Annotated in this window: 16 protein-coding genes; 10 read left to right on the top strand and 6 right to left on the bottom strand. The window is 66.7% G+C overall.

Annotated elements, in window-relative coordinates; genetic code table 11:
- The first annotated feature begins 2 nt into the window (after positions 1–2).
- Together BN1263_RS15795 and galU are read left to right on the top strand one after the other, a co-directional pair.
- Entirely contained in the window at positions 3–1916 is a 1914-nt protein-coding gene (locus BN1263_RS15795; RefSeq protein WP_019661302.1) for a polysaccharide biosynthesis protein, read from the top strand.
- Positions 1913–2791: a UTP--glucose-1-phosphate uridylyltransferase GalU gene (gene galU / locus BN1263_RS15800; RefSeq protein WP_019661303.1), complete on the top strand. Its 879-nt coding sequence runs from the start codon at positions 1913–1915 to the stop codon at positions 2789–2791. The genes BN1263_RS15795 and galU overlap by 4 nt, the downstream gene beginning before the upstream one ends.
- 563 nt (positions 2792–3354) lie before the next feature.
- Here galU and BN1263_RS15805 read toward each other — a convergent pair.
- The 3 genes from BN1263_RS15805 to BN1263_RS15815 form a co-directional block, all read right to left on the bottom strand.
- Positions 3355–4563, bottom strand: coding sequence for an acetyl-CoA C-acyltransferase (locus BN1263_RS15805; RefSeq protein ID WP_005409292.1), 1209 nt, complete (start codon positions 4561–4563; stop codon positions 3355–3357).
- Between the two features lie 74 nt (positions 4564–4637).
- A complete protein-coding gene (locus tag BN1263_RS15810; protein ID WP_058982449.1) occupies positions 4638–7010 on the bottom strand; it encodes a 3-hydroxyacyl-CoA dehydrogenase/enoyl-CoA hydratase family protein in 2373 nt (790 codons plus the stop codon).
- Between the two features lie 39 nt (positions 7011–7049).
- On the bottom strand, positions 7050–7703 hold the full coding sequence (locus tag BN1263_RS15815; RefSeq protein ID WP_049453251.1) for a TetR/AcrR family transcriptional regulator: 654 nt from the start codon (positions 7701–7703) through the stop codon (positions 7050–7052).
- A gap of 324 nt (positions 7704–8027) precedes the next feature.
- Here BN1263_RS15815 and ndk point away from each other — a divergent pair, with 324 nt between their 5' ends.
- The 7 genes from ndk to der all read left to right on the top strand — a co-directional run bounded on the left by ndk (position 8028) and on the right by der (position 14657).
- On the top strand, positions 8028–8453 hold the full coding sequence (gene ndk, locus BN1263_RS15820) for a nucleoside-diphosphate kinase (protein WP_005409295.1): 426 nt from the start codon (positions 8028–8030) through the stop codon (positions 8451–8453).
- Positions 8454–8463: 10 nt separating this feature from the next.
- Positions 8464–9669: a dual-specificity RNA methyltransferase RlmN gene (rlmN, locus tag BN1263_RS15825; protein WP_019661307.1), complete on the top strand. Its 1206-nt coding sequence runs from the start codon at positions 8464–8466 to the stop codon at positions 9667–9669.
- The gene (gene pilW / locus BN1263_RS15830; protein WP_058982451.1) at positions 9656–10441 is read left to right on the top strand and encodes a type IV pilus biogenesis/stability protein PilW; all 786 of its coding nucleotides are present in this window, start codon (positions 9656–9658) and stop codon (positions 10439–10441) included. Before rlmN ends, pilW begins: the two co-directional genes overlap by 14 nt.
- Positions 10442–10459: 18 nt before the next feature.
- A complete protein-coding gene (locus BN1263_RS15835; RefSeq protein ID WP_058982453.1) occupies positions 10460–11332 on the top strand; it encodes a RodZ domain-containing protein in 873 nt (290 codons plus the stop codon).
- A gap of 65 nt (positions 11333–11397) precedes the next feature.
- On the top strand, positions 11398–12036 hold the full coding sequence (locus tag BN1263_RS15840) for a YfgM family protein (RefSeq protein WP_019661310.1): 639 nt from the start codon (positions 11398–11400) through the stop codon (positions 12034–12036).
- Complete coding sequence (gene bamB, locus BN1263_RS15845) at positions 12036–13244, top strand: outer membrane protein assembly factor BamB (protein ID WP_019661311.1); 1209 nt, start codon at positions 12036–12038, stop codon at positions 13242–13244. The genes BN1263_RS15840 and bamB overlap by 1 nt, the downstream gene beginning before the upstream one ends.
- A 15-nt stretch (positions 13245–13259) precedes the next feature.
- Positions 13260–14657 (top strand): ribosome biogenesis GTPase Der, encoded by a 1398-nt coding sequence (gene der / locus BN1263_RS15850; RefSeq protein ID WP_058982456.1) that lies wholly within the window; start codon positions 13260–13262, stop codon positions 14655–14657.
- 138 nt (positions 14658–14795) lie between these two features.
- On the opposite strand, the gene BN1263_RS15855 is transcribed toward der, so the two are convergent.
- The 3 genes from BN1263_RS15855 to BN1263_RS15865 all read right to left on the bottom strand — a co-directional run bounded on the left by BN1263_RS15855 (position 14796) and on the right by BN1263_RS15865 (position 17165).
- Positions 14796–15545: a hypothetical protein gene (locus tag BN1263_RS15855; protein ID WP_058982457.1), complete on the bottom strand. Its 750-nt coding sequence runs from the start codon at positions 15543–15545 to the stop codon at positions 14796–14798.
- 94 nt (positions 15546–15639) lie between these two features.
- Positions 15640–16275, bottom strand: a complete 636-nt coding sequence (locus BN1263_RS15860) for a LysE family translocator (RefSeq protein ID WP_058982459.1) — start codon at positions 16273–16275, stop codon at positions 15640–15642.
- Positions 16276–16349: 74 nt separating this feature from the next.
- Positions 16350–17165: an AraC family transcriptional regulator gene (locus tag BN1263_RS15865; RefSeq protein WP_058982461.1), complete on the bottom strand. Its 816-nt coding sequence runs from the start codon at positions 17163–17165 to the stop codon at positions 16350–16352.
- A gap of 89 nt (positions 17166–17254) precedes the next feature.
- Between BN1263_RS15865 and moeB the strand changes: the two genes are divergently transcribed.
- The gene (moeB, locus tag BN1263_RS15870; protein ID WP_058982463.1) at positions 17255–18391 is read left to right on the top strand and encodes a molybdopterin-synthase adenylyltransferase MoeB; all 1137 of its coding nucleotides are present in this window, start codon (positions 17255–17257) and stop codon (positions 18389–18391) included.
- Positions 18392–18686 lie beyond the last annotated feature (295 nt).

Raw genomic sequence — 18686 nt, forward strand, 5'->3', positions numbered from 1 at the left:
TTATGGCTTCACCCTGGCGGGACAGAATCCTCGGCCTGATGCCGCGTTCGGCCATCGTCTGCCACGACCTGTTCATGGTCTGGGCATGCTGGCAGCTGCTGCATGCAGGGCGGTACTCGATCCTGGCCAACGCCCCCGAGCTCCCTCTCTGGAACGTCGACACCACGCTGGTGCTGCTGCTGCAGGGCCTGGTGTTCTGGCGCGTGGGCCTCTATCGGGGGCTGTGGCGGTTCGCCAGCGTCAGCGACCTGCTGAACATCTTCAAGGCCAGCTTCATCGGCATGGTGGCCATCGTGCTGGTGCTGATGTGGAAGCGCTTCGATGGCGTGCCGATGTCGGTGCTGGTGATCTATCCGTTCGCGCTGTCGGCGCTGCTGGGCGCGCCGCGCCTGCTGTACCGGGCCTGGAAGGACTACCAGGCGCTGCAGTCGGACTCATCCGCGCGTCGCGTGCTGATCCTGGGTGCCGGCCAGGCCGCCGAGACCCTGGTCCGTGACCTGCGCCGTTCAGGCAATTTCGAGCCGGTCGGCCTGCTGGACGATGCGCCGCACCTGCGCGGTGCCAAGCTGCAGGGCCTGCCGATCCTCGGCACCCTGGACGATGCGCCGACCGTGGTCCGTGAGACGGCGGCCAAGCTGCTGGTGATCGCCATCCCCTCGCTGGACGCCGCAGGCATGCAGCGGATCGTGGCCATCTGCGAAAGCACCGGCGTGCCGTTCCGCACCGTGCCCAAGCTCAGCGACATCCTGCAGGGCCAGTCGCTGCCGGGGCAGTTGAAGGAAGTGGCGATCGAGGATCTGCTCGGCCGCAAGCCGATCATGCCGGACTGGAACCTGATCCGTGGCTGGTTGGGCGGGCGTACGGTGATGGTCACCGGCGCTGGCGGCTCGATCGGCTCCGAGCTGTGCCGCCAGTGCGCGCGTCACGGTGCCGGTCGCATCATCCTGCTCGAGATCAGCGAGCTGCTGTTGCTGACCATCGAGGGTGAGCTGCGACGCAGCTTCCCGGACGTCGAGGTTGAAGCAGTGCTGGGCGATTGCGGCGACCCGGCGGTGATCCGCCATGCGCTGTCGCTGCATCCCGTCGACACTGCCTTCCATGCCGCCGCCTACAAGCATGTACCGGTGCTGGAGCGGCAGCTGCGCGAGGCGGTGCGCAACAACATCCTGGCCACAGAGAACGTGGCCCGCGCCTGCCTGGAAGCGCGCGTCGAGCACTTCGTGTTCATTTCCACCGACAAGGCCGTCGACCCGGTCAATGCGCTGGGCGCCAGCAAGCGCTATGCGGAAATGATCTGCCAGAGCCTGGACCAGAAGTCCACGCATACCCGTTTCGTCACGGTGCGCTTCGGCAACGTGCTGGCCTCGGCCGGCAGCGTGGTGCCACTGTTCCGCGAACAGATCCTGCGGGGTGGGCCGGTGACCGTCACCGACCCGGAAGTCAGCCGCTACTTCATGACCATCCCGGAGGCCTGCCAGCTGATCCTGCAGGCCGCCGCTTCGGCGTCGCACGGTGCGATCTATACCCTCGACATGGGCGAGCCGGTGCCGATCCGCGTACTGGCCGAGCAGATGATCCGCCTGGCCGGCAAGCAGCCGTACAAGGACATTCCGATCATCTACACCGGGCTGCGTCCGGGCGAGAAGCTGCACGAGACGCTGTTCTATTCGGACGAGGACTATCGTTCCACCGCGCACCCGAAGATTCTCGAGGCCGGTGTGCGCGCGTTCTCACGTGACCTGGTGCTGGGCAATGTTCCGCGCCTGCGCGATGCCGTGGCTGGTTACGACACCACCAGCATCCAGGAGATCCTGTTCGCGACAATGCCGGAGTTCTCGCCAATCGAACAGGATGCTTACATTTCATCCGCTAAAGTCGTGCCCTTTCCGGCACGTGAGGCCAACAGGCACCAATGAGCAAGCGAATTCGAAAGGCAGTTTTTCCAGTGGCAGGGCTCGGGACGCGCTTCTTGCCGGCAACCAAGACGGTTCCGAAGGAAATGTTGCCGATCATTGATCGTCCGCTGATCCAGTACGCGGTCGATGAGGCAATCGAAGCTGGTTGCGACACGCTGGTGTTCATCACCAACCGCTACAAGCATGCCGTGGCCGACTACTTCGACAAGGCTTACGAGCTGGAGCAGAAGCTCGAGCGCGCCGGCAAGCAGGAGCAGCTGGAGATGATCCGTCATGTGCTGCCCAATGGCGTGCGCGCGATTTTCGTGACCCAGGCCGAAGCACTGGGCCTGGGCCACGCGGTGCTGTGCGCCAAGGCCGTGATCGGCGACGAACCGTTCGCGGTGCTGCTGCCGGATGACCTGATCTGGAACCGCGGCGACGGCGCACTGAAGCAGATGGCCGACCTCAACGAGGCCAGTGGCGCCAGCGTCATCGCTGTTGAAGACGTGCCGCATGACAAGACCGCCAGCTACGGCATCGTTGCCACCGAGGCGTTCGATGGCCGCAAGGGCCGCATTTCGCAGATCGTGGAGAAGCCGAAGCCGGAGGACGCGCCCAGCGACCTGGCTGTGGTCGGCCGCTATGTGCTGAGCCCGAAGATCTTCGAGCTGCTGGAGCAGACCGGCAGCGGTGCCGGTGGCGAGATCCAGCTGACCGATGCGATCGCGCAGCTGCTGAAGACCGAAGAAGTCGATGCCTATCGTTTCGAGGGCACCCGCTTCGACTGTGGCACGCACCTGGGGCTGGTGGAGGCGACGATCCGCTTTGCGCTGGACAACCCGAAGCTGGCAGGGCCGGCGCGGGAGAAGCTGACGGCGATGTTGGCGGAATAAGGGTTTTATCAAGCGCTCCGTGCAGCGCCTTGATTGATACGTGATGGGCGGGGCGGGTGGGCCTTTGCAGGACACGCCGTAAACCCGTCCATGGGGGCTCGATCGCCGCATCCATGCGGCGAACGGTCCTGCAAAGGCCCACCCGCCCCGCCTGTCAGGTTTCCTGCGGGCGCGGACGGGCGGAATCAAAGGCAGAAGCACAAGCACAAGCAAAAAAGGCAGCCATAGGCTGCCTTTTTTGCTTGTTGGGGTCGGATCCCTTTGCGTAGCAAAGGGCTCTGACCTCAGCTCTTGATCCTGCCTTTGCTCACCCTTCCGCCGCGCGGAATGATGGATGGCGCGGGTGGATGAGGCTGACCGGGACTGTCAGCGGCATGGATGCCGCTGCCAAGCCCCCATGGGTGAGGGCGCTTTGCTTGCGAAGCACTGCTTCGCAAGCGCCCGGATGCACAGCCGCCAGCGGCTGGGCCGGACCGCGGAGCGGGGTTCACAGCGTGTCCCGGGCAGTCTCACCCACCCGGGCCCCACAGCCAACCAGCAATCAGCCGGCAACGCTCTGAACCTTACAGCGCCTCGAAAATTCCCGCCGCGCCCATGCCGGTGCCGATGCACATGGTCACCATGCCGTACTTCTGCTGGCGACGACGCAGGCCGTGCAGCAGGGTCGCGGTACGGATCGCGCCGGTCGCGCCCAGCGGGTGGCCCAGGGCAATCGCGCCGCCCAGCGGGTTGACCTTGCTCGGGTCCAGGCCGCAATCGCGGATCACCGCCAGCGACTGCGCGGCGAAGGCTTCGTTGAGCTCGATCCAGTCCAGCTGGTCCTGGGTCAGGCCGGCCTGCTTCAGTGCCTTCGGGATCGCGGCGATCGGGCCGATGCCCATCACTTCCGGGCGCACGCCGGCCACCGAGAAGCTGACGAAACGCGCCAGCGGGGTCAGGCCGTAGTCCTTGATCGCCTGTTCCGAGGCCAGCAGCACGGCACCGGCGCCATCGCTCATCTGCGACGAGTTGCCAGCAGTGACGGTGCCGCCGAACTGGCCGTTACGGAACACCGGGCGCAGCTTGGCCAGGCCTTCAGCCGAGGAATCCGGGCGCGGGCCTTCGTCGGTGTCGGCGATCTTGTTGCGGGTGATGATGCGCTGGCCGTCGGCCAGGTCCGGCAGGTGCGAGACGATCTCGTACGGGCTGATCTCGTCCTTGAACTCGCCGTTCTGGATCGCGGCCATGGCCTTCTGGTGCGAGGCGAGGGCGAAGGCGTCCTGGTCTTCACGCGAGACCTTCCACTCTTCGGCGACCTTCTCGGCAGTGATGCCCATGCCGTAGGCGATGGCCACGTGGTCGTTGTCGAACACGCTCGGCGCCATGGCGATCTTGTTGCCCATCATCGGCACCATCGACATCGACTCGGTGCCACCGGCCAGCATCAGGTCGGCGTTGCCCAGGCGGATCGCGTCGGCGGCCTGCGCCACGGCCTGCAGGCCGGAGGAGCAGAAGCGGTTCACGGTCTGCGCGGCGATGGTGTTTGGCAGGCCAGCCAGCAGCACGCCGATGCGCGCCACGTTCATGCCCTGCTCGGCTTCGGGCATGGCGCAGCCGATGATCGCGTCATCGATGCGGTTGACGTCCACGCCCGGGGCCTGGGCGACGACGCTGCGCAGCACGTGCGCAAGCATGTCGTCGGGGCGGGTGTTGCGGAACATGCCCTTGGGCGCCTTGCCCACCGGGGTGCGGGTGGCGGCGACGATGTAGGCGTCCTGGATTTGCTTGGTCATTGCAGTGATCTCTTGAATTTTTTAGCCGGAGTGCCGACCAACGGTCGGCACCCACCGGAAGCAGGGATGGGCGATCAGTTACGCAGCGGCTTGCCGGTCTTCAGCATGTGCGCGATGCGAGCCTGGGTCTTTTCCTGCTGGGCCAGTTCGACGAAGTGCTTGCGCTCCAGGGTCAGCAGCCACTCTTCGTCGACCAGGGTGCCGCGGTCGACCTTGCCGCCGCACAGCACGGTGGCGATGCGCTCGGCGATCTCGTAGTCGTACGGGCTGATGAAGCGGCCTTCCAGCATGTTGACCAGCATCATCTTGAAGGTGGCGATGCCCACGTCACCGGCGACCTGGATGCGGCGTGCCGGCAGCGGCGGGCGGTAGCCGGCTTCGGCCAGGGCGCGTGCTTCGGCCTTGGCGATGTGCAGCGCCTCGTAGCTGTTGAACACCACCTTGTCGGTGCTGCGCAGCAGGCCCAGCTCCTTGGCGTTGACCGCCGAGTTGGACACCTTGGCCATCGCCACGGTCTCGAAGGTCTTCTTCAGTTCGGCGAACACGTCGCCGCCCGGGCCCGCGGCCTGCGAGGCACGCACGGCCAGTTCCTTCAGGCCGCCACCGGCCGGCAGCAGGCCGACACCGGCCTCGACCAGGCCGATGTAGCTTTCCAGGAAGGCCACGGTCTTGGCGCTGTGCATCTGGAACTCGCAGCCGCCGCCAAGGGCCAGGCCACGCACGGCGGCCACCACCGGCACCAGCGAGTACTTGATGCGCTGGCTGGTGCGCTGGAAGTTGGCGACCATTTCTTCGAACTGGTCGACCTTGCCGGCCTGCAGCAGGCCGAGCGCACCGGCCAGGTCGGCACCGGCGGAGAAGGGTTCCTTCTGCTGCCAGATCACCAGGCCCTGGAAGTCCTTCTCGGCGCGGCTCACGCATTCCTGCAGGCCATCCAGCACCTGGTCGGACACGGTGTTCATCTTGGTCTTGAAGCTGACCACGGCGATGCCGTCACCGTCGTGCCACATGCGCAGGCCGTCGTTCTCGAACACGGTTTCGCCCGGCGCGAACTGCTCGCCCAGCAGCGGATCCGGGAAGCGCTGGCGCTGGTACACCGGCAGCGACGAACGCGGCAGCTTGGCGTTGCGCGACGGGCTGTAGCTGCCTTCGGCGGCGTGCACACCGTCGCGGCCATCGAACACCCAATCCGGCAGCGGGGCGCTGCTCATGCTCTTGCCGGCCACGATGTCATCGGCGATCCACTGTGCCACCTGCTTCCAGCCGGCAGCCTGCCAGGTCTCGAACGGGCCCAGCGACCAGCCGTAACCCCAGCGGATGGCCAGATCGACGTCGCGCGCGGTCTCGGCGATGTCGGCCAGGTGGTAGGCGCTGTAGTGGAACAGGTCGCGGAAGGTCGCCCACAGGAACTGCGCCTGCGGGTGCTGGCTTTCGCGCAGCTTGGCGAACTTCTCGGCCGGGTTCTTGATCTTCAGGATCTCGACCACTTCCGGCGCGGCAGCGCGATCGGCCGGGCGGTAGTCCTGCTTCTCCAGGTCCAGCACCACGATGTCCTTGCCGACCTTGCGGAAGATGCCGGCGCCGGTCTTCTGGCCCAACGCGCCCTTGGAAATCAGCGCGTCCAGCCACTTCGGCGACTTGAAGAATTCATGCCACGGGTCGTTCGGCAGGGTGTCGCCCATGGTCTTGATGACGTGGGCCATGGTGTCCAGGCCGACCACGTCCGAGGTGCGGTAGGTGGCCGACTTCGGGCGGCCGACCAGCGGGCCGGTCAGGCCGTCCACTTCATCGAAACCCAGGCCGAACTGCTGGGTGTGGTGGATGGTGGACAGGATCGAGAACACGCCGATGCGGTTGCCGATGAAGTTCGGGGTGTCCTTGGCGTACACCACGCCCTTGCCCAGGGTGGTGACCAGGAACTCTTCCAGGCCTTCAAGCACGGCGGCGTCGGTGGTGGTGGCCGGGATCAGCTCGGCCAGGTGCATGTAGCGCGGCGGGTTGAAGAAGTGCACGCCGCAGAAGCGGTGGCGCAGCTGTTCGGGCAGCACGTCGGCCAGCTTGTTGATGCCCAGGCCCGAGGTGTTGGAGGCCAGCACCGCGTGGTCGGCCACGAACGGCGCAATCTTCTTGTACAGGTCCTGCTTCCAGTCCATGCGCTCGGCGATGGCCTCGATGATCAGGTCGCAGTCCTTCAGCTGCTCCAGGCCGGAGTCGTAATTGGCCGGGGTGATGGCTTCGGCCAGCGACTTGCTGGCCAGCGGCGCCGGGCTCAGCTTGCCCAGGTTGGCGATCGCCTTCAGCACGATGCCATCGGCCGGACCTTCCTTCGCAGGCAGGTCGAACAGCACGGTGTCGACGCCGGCGTTGGTGAGGTGGGCGGCGATCTGGGCACCCATGACGCCGGCACCCAGCACGGCGGCGCGGCGGACTAGCAGGGAATTGGACATGGTGTAGGGCCTTTGTTGGTCAGCAGTTACTGGGTGGAATCAAAGGGAAGCGGGCAGGGCGCTGGCACGTGCAGCGGCGCGGAAGCCGGCTTCGGCGAAATGGATCAGTTCGTGGGCGGCATGGGCACGATGCGCCGCTTCGGTGACACCGGCGGGACGCTTGATCAGCCCGAAGTCGGCCATGGCATAGGTGAGCGAGCCGGCCAGGAAGTCCAGGCGCCAGTACAGCTCTTCCTTGCTCAGGCCGGGCACGCACTCGCCGATGGCCTTGCCGAACGCACGCAGCACGTGGCCGTAGTGGTCGGACAGGAACTTGCGCAGGTTGTCGTTCTTCTCGGCGTAGGCGCGGGCGATCACGCGCACGAAGGCGCCGCCGTTCTGGCGGTCCTGGGCCAGCGCCAGCGCCGGTTCGACGAAGGCGGCCAGCACCGGGCGCAGTTCGCCGGGGTGTTCGCTGCGGGCCCGCTCCAGCTGCGCCAGGCGCGCGCCGGTCATCTCGTCCATGCGGCGGCGGAAGACCTCATTGACCAAGTTTTCCTTGGAACCGAAGTGGTAGTTGACTGCGGCGATGTTGACGTCGGCCTGGCTGGTCACCTGGCGCAGCGAGGTGCCGGCGAAGCCGTGCTGGGCGAACAGCTCCTCGGCCGCGCCGAGGATCCGGTCCTTGGTCGAGAAGTGGGCGGGCTTGGCCATCGGCGGGCAGACCTTAATCAAACGATTGTTTGATACTAGGACCAGACGGTAGCGCATGGCATTTTGCAGTGCAGCAAAATCGGCCGCTCCGGTCAGATTTCACTCAGGTGGGTGAATGGGCGCGAATGGTAGTGGCGGCCGCTGGCCGGCAACCTCGGGCAGCCCAGGGGCGCCTGCCTGCCGGCCAGCGGCCGGCACTACCATGCTGCCGCTTTATCTTTTACAATTCGCCTACGTTTATCAGGCTAAGCCCGCGTCCCGACGCGGGTTTTTTTCATGTTACCCTTCGGGCCATCAGCGGCCCGATTCCATTGGAGACATCCCATGGCGCTGGAGCGCACCCTTTCGATCATCAAGCCGGACGCCGTTGCCAAGAACGTCATCGGCGAAATCTACGCCCGCTTCGAGAAGGCCGGCCTGAAGGTCGTGGCCGCCAAGTACAAGCAGCTGTCGCGCCGTGAAGCCGAAGGCTTCTATGCCGTGCACCGCGAGCGTCCGTTCTTCAACGCGCTGGTCGAGTTCATGATCTCCGGCCCGGTGATGATCCAGGCCCTGGAAGGCGAGAACGCCGTCCTGGCCCACCGCGACCTGCTGGGCGCCACCAACCCGAAGGAAGCCGCGCCGGGCACCATCCGCGCCGACTTCGCCGAATCCATCGATGCCAACGCCGCACACGGCTCGGACTCGGTCGAGAATGCCGCGATTGAGATCGCCTACTTCTTCGCCGCCACCGAAGTCGTCTCGCGCTGAGAGTAATGCCGTGAACGAGGTCGTACAGTCCCCCGCCATCCAGCCGCTGCCGAAGTCGGCACCTACGGCTGGCAAGCAGAACCTGCTCGACCTCGATCGCGCGGGCCTGGAGAAGTTTTTCGTCGAGGTTCTCGGCGAGAAGAAGTTCCGTGCCCATCAGGTGATGAAGTGGATCCACCATCGCTACGTCACCGATTTCGATGAAATGACCGACCTCGGCAAGGTCCTGCGCGCCAAGCTGCAGGCCCATGCCGAGGTGCTGGTTCCGAACATCGTGTTCGACAAGCCGTCCGCCGACGGCACCCACAAGTGGTTGCTGGCGATGGGCGTGGATGGCAAGAACGCCATCGAGACCGTGTACATCCCGGACAAGACCCGCGGCACGTTGTGCGTGTCCTCGCAGGTCGGTTGCGGCCTGAACTGCACGTTCTGCTCCACCGCCACCCAGGGCTTCAACCGTAACCTGACCACCGCCGAGATCATCGGCCAGGTGTGGGTTGCCGCACGCCACCTGGGCAACGTGCCGCACCAGATGCGCCGCCTCACCAACGTGGTGATGATGGGCATGGGCGAGCCGCTGATGAATTTCGACAACGTCGTGCGCGCCATGAGCGTGATGCGCGACGACCTGGGCTACGGCCTGGCCAACAAGCGCGTGACCCTGTCGACCTCCGGCCTGGTGCCGCAGATCGACCGCCTGTCTGCCGAAAGCGACGTGTCGCTGGCGGTGTCGCTGCATGCGCCGAACGACGCACTGCGCGAGACGCTGGTGCCGCTCAACAAGAAGTACCCGATCGCCGAGCTGATGGCCTCGTGCGCACGCTACCTGCGCGCCAACAAGCGCCGCGAATCGGTCACCTTTGAATACACCCTGATGAAGGGCATCAACGACAAGCCCGAGCACGCCCGCGAGCTGGCCCGCCTGATGCGCCAGTTCGACAACGCGGTGCAGGCCAAGGATTCGGGCAAGGTCAACCTGATCCCGTTCAATCCGTTCCCGGGCACCCGCTACGAGCGTTCCGAGGAGGCCAACATCCGCGCCTTCCAGAAGATCCTGCTCGACAGCAACGTGCTGACGATGGTCCGCCGCACCCGTGGCGACGACATTGACGCCGCCTGTGGCCAGCTCAAGGGCCAGGTGATGGACCGCACCCGCCGCCAGGCGGAGTTCAACAAGACGCTGCAGGCGGGGAAGGGGAGCGATGCCGCGGCCTGACCGCCTCTGGCTCGCGCTTCTCGCAGGCGTGCTGGCCGTTGCGGTCGGCGGCTGCAAATCCCAACCCAAGGCCAAGCTGGGCCCCAGCGAAGCACCGGTCTATTCGGTGCGCGATCCGGACAGCGTGCGGCGCCAGGTGCGCCTGCAGGATCTGTTGGCGCTGGCTGCCCGTGACATGCAGGTCGGCAACCTGGATGCGGCCGAACGCAAGGCGCGCGAGGCGCTGAAGCTGGCGCCCGACTCGCCGGATGCGCTGGTGCTGCTGGCCGGCATCGATGAGCGCCGTGGCCGGAGCCAGCAAGCGGGCGAGAGCTTCCGCAGGGCGGCCGAACAGGCGCCGCAGCGCGGTGACATCCTCAACAATTACGGGGCGTGGCTGTGCCAGCAGGGGCGGCCGGCCGAGTCGCTGGCGTGGTTCGATCGAGCGCTGCAGGCGCCGGGCTACGCCACACCGGCCGAATCCCAGGCCAATGCGGGCAGCTGTGCACTGGACGCTGGCCAACTTGAACGTGCCGAAGGCGACCTGCGCGCGGCGCTGTCGGTGCTGCCGGGAAACCCGGTCGCGCTCGAGGCGATGGCCCAGCTCAGCTTCCGCCAGGGCCGCTTCATGGAGGCGCGGGCCTTCGCCGAACGTAGGATTGCGGCTGCACCCGCAACGCGTTCCGTGTTACAACTTGCGTCTCAAATCGAAGCGCGGCTGGGTGATCGGGCGGCATCTGATCGCTATCTTCAGCGGATTCGACAGGAATTTCCGCAGGAAGCGGGCTCCTAACTCCAGGGTTGATGCATTGTGATTGATGACCAGACTGTGAGCGCTCTCGAGACTGCGGCCGGCTGCGGCACCCGCCTGCGCCAGGCCCGCGAGGCGGCCGGACTGACCCTCGAAGATGTCGGCTCGCGCCTGCGCATGCCGGTCCAGGTGGTCAGGTCGCTGGAAGAAGAACAATGGCAGAAGCTTGGCGCGCCGGTGTTCGTGCGCGGCCAGCTGCGCAGCTACGCGCGGCTTCTGGACGTGGACGTGGGAGAGCTGCTGGAGCAGGCCCAGGTCGGCCCGGTGGTGCCGCCTACCCTGGTCAGCCATACCCATACCCCGCGTGCGCGCCGCATTGCCGAGAATCTCGGCCGTCGTGTGCTGTACGTCGGCATCACCGCGGTGCTGGCAGTGCCGGTGTGGTTCGCCACCCGTGGTCATTTCGATGGCAGTGCGACGCCGTCGCCGAACACCGCCTCGCTGGACGCGATTCCGGCCGCCGTGCCGGTGGCCCCCTCTGCCGCCGGCGTCGAGCCGGCCGCGGTGGCGGACGTGGCGAGCGCTCCGGCCAGCAAGCCGGCCGCCACTCCGTACGTGGCCTCGCTGGCCCCGGTGCCGCGTCCAGCCCCGGCACCGGCCGCTGCCGCCAATACGCTGGACATGCAGTTCAGTGGCGACAGCTGGGTCGATATCGGCGGCCCGGACGGCAGCACTGTCGAGAAGGCGCTGATCAAATCCGGCGAGAGCCGCAGCTTCACGCCGGGCCAGGTGACCCGGGTGACCCTGGGCAACGCCTCGGCGGTCCAGGTTCAGCAGAACGGCGCTATCGTCGATCTGACCCCCTACCAGCGAGCCAACGTGGCACGCTTTCAGGTATCCTCTGAAGGCTCCGTAGTCCCGGTTTCGCACTGAGGCGCGGTTTCACCACCTTCGATTAATTCCAATGGTCCCTCCCGATGGGCGGGGCGAGAGTACGCATGGCGATCGACGATCTGCTCGACGAGCACGAACAAAGTGAACGCGTCCGCAGCTGGCTGCGGAAGAATGGCGCCAGCATCCTCGGTGGCGTGGTCATCGCCATCGGTGCCATTGCCGGCTGGCAGTGGTACCAGAAGGATCAGGGCGGCAAGCTGGCCTCGGCCAATGTCGAGTACCAGAAGGCGCTCGTTGGCCTGCAGCAGAACAAGCTCGACGACGCCGCCAAGGCGGTCAAGGCGCTCGAAGCCGGCCCGTCCAGCATCTACGGCGACCTGGCGGCGCTGCAGCTGGCCAAGGCCCAGGTCGACGCCGGCAAGAACGAAGAAGCCCTGGCTACCCTGCGCGGCGTGAAGGTTGAAGGTGACCTGCAGCGCGTGGTCGACCAGCGCGTGGCCCGCCTGCTGGTGGCCACCGGCAAGAGCGACGAAGCGATCAAGCTGCTGGGCAGCGCCACCGACAGCAGCAGCCTGGAAATCCATGGCGATGCGCTGATGGCGCAGGGCAAGCGCGATGAGGCCCGTGCACAGTACGAGAAGGCGCTGAAGACGCTGGACGTGGCAGCGCCGCAGCGGCGCCTGCTGGAAACCAAGGTTATGGACGCCGGCGGCACCGTCGCCGCCCCTGCGGAGTCGGTTTGATGAGTCAGAAGGTCATGATCACCCGCGTCGCCACCGTGCTCCTGATGGGCATGGCCCTGACCGGCTGCAGCACCATGAAGGGCTGGTTCGCCGGCAAGGACGCGGCCGCGAAGAAGGCACAGGAACCGGCTGAGCTGGTCAAGTTCGAGCCGACCCTGAAGGTCAACAAGGCCTGGTCGGTCAACCTCGGCAAGGGCGAGCGCCGCATCGGCGTGCGCCAGGGCCCGGCCGTGGCCAACGGCCACGTGTTCGCTGCGGCGATCACCGGTGGCGTGCACGCCATCGACCTGCAGACCGGCAAGAAGGTCTGGACCTGGGAGCCGCAGAAGGAAAAGAAGAAGGCCAAGCTGCGCCTGTCCGGTGGCCCGGGTGTCGGTGAGAACCTGGTCGTGATCGGCACGCTCGATGGCCAGGTCATCGCGCTGGACATCAACGACGGCAGCGAAAAGTGGCGCGCCCGTGTTCCGGGTGAAGTCATCGCCGCGCCGGCCATCGCCCAGGGCGCGGTCTACGTGCGCAGCAACGACGGCCGTATCACTGCGTTCGATGCCGGCAACGGCACCCAGAAGTGGTTCAACCCGAGCGAGCTGCCGGCGCTGACCGTGCGTGGCAACGCACCGGTGGTGACCGGCCCGGGCGTGCTGTTCATCGGCAAGGACGAGGGCGCGGTTGCCGCCCTGGCCCAGCAGGATGGCCGCACCCTGTGGGAACAGAATGTGGGCAACGGTGAAGGCCGTACCGAGCTGGAGCGCATGGCCGATGTGGACGGCGCGCCGGTGCTGGATGGCAACACCCTGTTCGTGAGCAGCTTCAAGAACCAGACGATGGCCATTGAAGGCCCGACCGGTCGCCCGCTGTGGGCGCGCGACCACGGCGGTGCGGGTGGCGTGGCGGTGTCGTCGGGCAATGTGTTCGTGACCGACAACAAGGGCGGCGTGTTCGGCCTGGACAAGGCCAGCGGCGCAGCCATGTGGTCGCAGACGGCACTGGCCCGTCGCTCGCTGACCGGCCCGGCGCTGCATGGCGACTACGTCGTGGTCGGCGACTACAAGGGATACGTGCACTGGTTGCAGGCCTCCGATGGTGCGATGGCGGCACGGGCAAAGAGCGGTGGTGATGCCCTGCTGGCCCAGCCGGTCGTCGCAGACGGGGTGCTGCTGGTGCAGAACGTGGATGGCAAGCTGACCGCCTTCCGGTTGGCAAATTAATACGGAGTACTCGCGATGCTGCCTTTGGTCGCCCTGGTTGGACGGCCGAATGTCGGCAAGTCGACCATTTTCAATGCGTTGACCCGCACCCGTGACGCCCTGGTCCATGACCAGCCCGGCGTCACCCGTGATCGCAACTACGGCGTCTGCCGCCTCGACGAGGACAATCATTTCCTCGTCGTGGATACCGGCGGTATTGCCGGTGAGGACGAAGGCCTGGCCGGTGCCACCCCCCGCCAGGCGCGTGCGGCGGCTGCCGAAGCGGACCTGATCCTGTTCGTCGTCGATGCCCGCGAGGGCACCTCGGCGCTGGACGACGAGATCCTGGCGTGGCTGCGCAAGCTGTCGCGCCCGACGCTGCTGCTGATCAACAAGATCGACGGTACCGACGAGGACAGCGTCCGCTCCGAGTTCGCCCGCTACGGTTTCGGCGAAATGCTGACCGTCTCGGCCGCGCATCGCCAGGGCCTGGACGACCTGCTGGACGAAGTGATCCAGCGCCTGCCGGAAGAAGGTAGCGGCGAAGAGCTGGACAACGATCCGAACCGCATCCGCATCGCCTTCGTCGGCCGCCCGAACGTGGGCAAGTCGACCCTGGTCAACCGCATCCTCGGCGAGGAGCGCATGATCGCCTCCGACGTGCCGGGCACCACCCGCGACTCGATCGCAGTGGACCTGGAGCGCGACGGTCGCGAATACCGCCTGATCGATACCGCCGGCCTGCGCCGTCGCTCGCGCGTGGACGAGGTCGTCGAGAAGTTCTCGGTGGTCAAGACCATGCAGTCGATCGAGCAGTGCCAGGTGGCCGTGCTGATGCTCGACGCCACCGAAGGCGTGACCGACCAGGACGCCACCGTGCTCGGTGCCGTGCTCGACGCCGGCCGCGCGCTGGTGATCGCCATCAACAAGTGGGATGGCCTGACCGAGTACCAGCGCGAACAGGCTGAAACCATGCTGTCGCTCAAGCTGGGCTTCGTGCCTTGGGCCGAATCGGTGCGCATTTCGGCCAAGCACGGCTCGGGCCTGCGCGAGCTGTTCCGTGCGGTGCACCGCGCGCACGAATCGGCCAACAAGACCTTCACCACCAGCGAAGTGAACAAGGCCTTGGAAGTGGCCTACGAGACCAACCCGCCGCCGACCATCCGCGGCCATGTCTCCAAGCTGCGCTACGTGCATCCGGCCGGTTCCAACCCGCCGACCTTCATTGTGCACGGCACCCGCCTGAAGGAACTGCAGGAGTCGTACAAGCGCTACCTGGAGAACTTCTTCCGCAAGCGCTTCAAGCTGATCGGAACGCCAGTGAGCTTCATCTTCCGCGAGGGTACCAACCCGTACGAGGGCAAGAAGAACGTCCTCACCGAGCGGCAGATCAAGTCCAAGCGGCGCTTGATGAAGCACGTCAAGGGCAAGTGATTCACGGGAAGGCGGCCGCAGGGCCGCCTTTCTTGTCTGTGGTAGTGCCGGCCGCTGGCCGGCAACCCGATGATGCCTGGCGTGTTCACGAGGTTGCCGGCCAGCGGCCGGCACTACCTCTACGTCAACAGTCCTCAATCATGGCGAACTGTTGCGACGAGCGCGGCAATGCGGCAACGCGCATGGGGCGCTGCGGGGCGCGGCCATCATCGATTCGGACAGCTGTGCCTGCCCCGTGAGGCTTGCCCAGACCAGGGTGGTAGCCAGTACTCCTGCCAGGTACGCCACCGATACCGCGCCGATCACCAGACCCGCGGCATGCTCCAGCCACGGAAGCAATCGGCAACACCCCTCTGCCCGGCGCGGGTGGCTGCCAAGCCACGCCATCAGCAGGCCGAGCGACAGCGCGACGCCGGCCAGGCAGGCCACGTAAGCGGCCTTGGTATCCATGTCGGCAACGAGGCCGCTGACCAGGGCTGCAACCGCGGACTGCAGCGTCCAGTTGTTGATGCTGGCGAGCGCCGACAGGCATCCAGCCTCGGCATGCGGCCAACGGGAGCGGGCCTTCAGGCCCCAGGGCATCTGCAGGGAAAGCGGAGAGAGGGAGGTCAGCCCGGCGTCGCGCAGGCACATGCCCGCCAGGCGCAGCAGCAACAGGCAGCCCGCGCACTCCATCGCCAGCGTCCACAGGCCGCGGTTTCCCAGCATGCCCGCCGCAACGAAGGCCGTGGCGCAGATGATGCCCGTGCCGATGGCGATACCGAACGATGCGGCCGCGGCGGCGTGCCCGCCAGCGCCCATCGCGGTGCGCAGGATCTTCGCGTGATTCGACGCAGGCAGGAGCATGGCGAAGCCGTACAGCACCGCGACGATGAAGAACTGCTGCACGAAAACCTGCCACCAAACTACAGAAAGTGCCAAGTGTGGGCCGCGGTGGATGCGCCGTATTGAATGCTATTGCGACAGGCGCGAATTACCGGCATCAGCCCAGCCACAGCGACACGGCGATCCATAGCGCCAGCGCAACCATCAGGAGCCCTGCGGCCCGTTCCAGCCAGGGCAGGGCACGCGCGAATCGACCGAGCACCCACGGGTGGCCGACCAGCGCGGCAACCAGCAGATCCCATAGCAGGACGATGCCGAACATCCACGCGCCATAGAAGAACTTCGTTGCGGCGCTGGCCTGCGGACCGTTGAGCATTGCCGCCAGCGTTGCGTAGAACAGCGCATTCTTCGGGTTCAGCAGCGCAGACAGGGCGCCCAGCCCAGCCGCCCTCCACCATCCGTGGGCACCACCCGCTGGCGATCCGTCGGCAGCTTCAGGTGCCTGCAACGTCGTCGAACCCGCATGGCGCAGGAACAGCGTGCCGAGGTACAGCAGGAACCCGCAGCCCGCCAACTGCACCGCGATGAACCCTGCGCTGCCTGGGCGCAGCATGGCCGTTCCGGTGAAAGCGGCCACGATGAAGACGCCATTGCCGAGGGCGATGCCTGCGCAGGCGCCACTGGCGGTGCGCCAGCCAGAGGCGATCGCAGTGCGCGCAACAAGGAAGAAGTCGGGGCCGGGTGAGAGCAGGGCGAGAAAATGTACGGTGGCGATGACCAGGAACTGTTCCATCGGGTCCGGCGGCGGCTGGCGGGGGCGCCAGTGTGGGGATGCGCCGCGCGATGGTATTGAACGTTATTGCAGGCTCAGCGCCGGTACTGGCCCGGGGTCGCACCGGCGTGGGCCTTGAAGACCCGCTGGAAATGGCTCTGGTCGGCGAACCCCAATGCATGGGCGACCACGGCCAGTGCCTGCCCTTCGCACAGCCGCCGCCGGGCCTCCTGGATGCGCTGGTCGATCTGCCAGGCGTGCGGGGTCAGGCCCGTGGCACGCCGGAAGGCGCGGATCAGCTGGTAGCGGCTCATGCCTGCCAGCGATGCCAGCTCCTGCAGGGCCGGGGTGTGTTCGAGCCGCTGGCGCAGAACGTCCATCACCGGCTGCAGCCGCTGCTGTAATGCGGCATCTTCAGGCGGGCCAGCGACGGCTACACCATCGTGTTCATCCAGATCGCCGACGAACGCGATCAGGGCCGCTTCCTTGACGCTGAGCGGATCGTCGGAGAACAGCGTCTGGTTGAGCTGGCAGTACTGCTGGTAGCGCGCGCGATGGTTGGAAATCCGGATCGGTTCCTGCTGCCAGTCGGGTTCGGGCAGGTCGTCATACTCGGCGCGAACCTCGGCCATCCAGCGCGCGTCCAGATGCAGCATCTGGTAGCTCCAGACCTGGCCGGGCAGGGGGTTGCAGGCATGCACGCGGCCTGCAGGTACGCCGACCAGACTGCCGGGCTGCAGCAGGCGCGGTCCTTCTGCGGCGCCGGTGAACACGCTGCTGCCGGCGTCCACGGCGCCGATCGAGAAGGTGTCATGGCTGTGCGGGCGATGGCAGGCGCGGCTGTCGCACGCCCGTCGGCTTTCGACGAAGGGCATGCGCGGGTCACGCCAGAATTCGGTGGCAGAGCGCATGCAGCGGTTCCGGGATGCAGGGGGTGACGCCCGCATGGTGCCACGTTCGGGGCAGGGCACGTCGAGGGTGTCTGCGCGATAATGCCGCCATGAGCATCCAAGAGCTTTCCCCCGCGCAGGCACGCGAGCGCCTGGCCCATGGCGCGGTGCTGATCGATGTGCGCGAAGCGCACGAACGGGCCGGCGGGATGGCCGAGGGCGCGCGCGGCGTGGCCAAGGGCGAGCTGCAGGCCGACCCGGCCGCACACCTGCCGCGGCACGACCAGGAGATCCTGCTGATCTGCCAGAGCGGCAAGCGCTCGGCCGATGCCGCGCAGTTCCTGCTGCAGGCCGGCTACACCCACGTCGCTTCCGTGACCGGCGGCACCGTGGCCTGGCGCAAGCAGTCGCTGCCGCTGGTGCAGCCGCTGGCCAGCGCTGCCGACCGCGATTTCTACGACCGTTATTCGCGCCACCTGCTGCTGCCGCAGGTGGGCGAGGCCGGCCAGCGCCGGCTGCAGCAATCGCGCGTGCTGGTGCTGGGTGCGGGCGGCCTTGGTGCGCCGGCCGGCTTCTATCTGGCCGCCGCCGGGGTAGGGCACCTGCGCTTCGCCGACCACGACCGCGTGGAGCGCAGCAACCTGCATCGGCAGATCGTGCATACCGAAGCCAGCGTCGGCCAGCTGAAGGTCGATTCGGCGCGCGAGCGGCTGCTGGCGCTCAACCCCTCGATCGAGGTCGAGGCGGTGCCGGAGCGGGTCACCTCCGAGAACGTGGATGCATTGCTGGACGGCGTGGACGTGGTGCTGGACGGCTCGGACAACTTCCCGCTGCGCTACCTGCTCAACGACGCCTGCATCAAGCATGCCAAACCGCTGGTGTATGCCGCCATCGAGCGCTTTGACGGCCAGGTCAGCGTGTTTGACGCCGGCCGCCAGCGCGGCGTGGCGCCGTGCTACCGCTGCCTGTTCCCCGAGCCGCCACCGCCGGAGTTCGCGCCGAACTGTTCCGAGGCCGGGGTGCTGGGTGTGCTGCCCGGCCTGGCCGGCGTGCTGCAGGCCATCGAGGTGCTGAAGCTGCTGCTGGGCATCGGTGAGCCGCTGGTGGGGCGGCTGCTGCGCTTCGATGCGCTGGGCATGCGCTTCCGCGAGACCGGCATCCGGCCGGACCCGCATTGCCCGGTGTGCGCGCCGGGCATGCCGTTCCCGGGGTATATCGATTACGTCGCGTTTTGTCGGGGCGGGTAACAGCGTCGGGGCGTTATCCACGCATGGCGTGGATCTACCGGGGCGCGGCGGCTGTGCGTCATCCACGCATGGCGTGGATCTACTGTAGAGCCGAGCCCATGCTCGGCTGCTTCTGGCCTCGGCACGAAGAGCAGCCGCGTGGGCTCGGCTCTACAGCGACTTGCAACGGTTTCGGGATGATGCCGGGGCGGGCGCCCATCATCGTTCCACCTCCAAGACAATCCGGCGCAACATGCGTGCTATTGCCGTCATCGGCATTGCTCTATTGTTGAACTCGATTCTGGATCTTGGGGAA

This window comes from Stenotrophomonas thermophila, from assembly GCF_001499715.1.
Lineage (GTDB): Bacteria > Pseudomonadota > Gammaproteobacteria > Xanthomonadales > Xanthomonadaceae > Stenotrophomonas > Stenotrophomonas hibiscicola.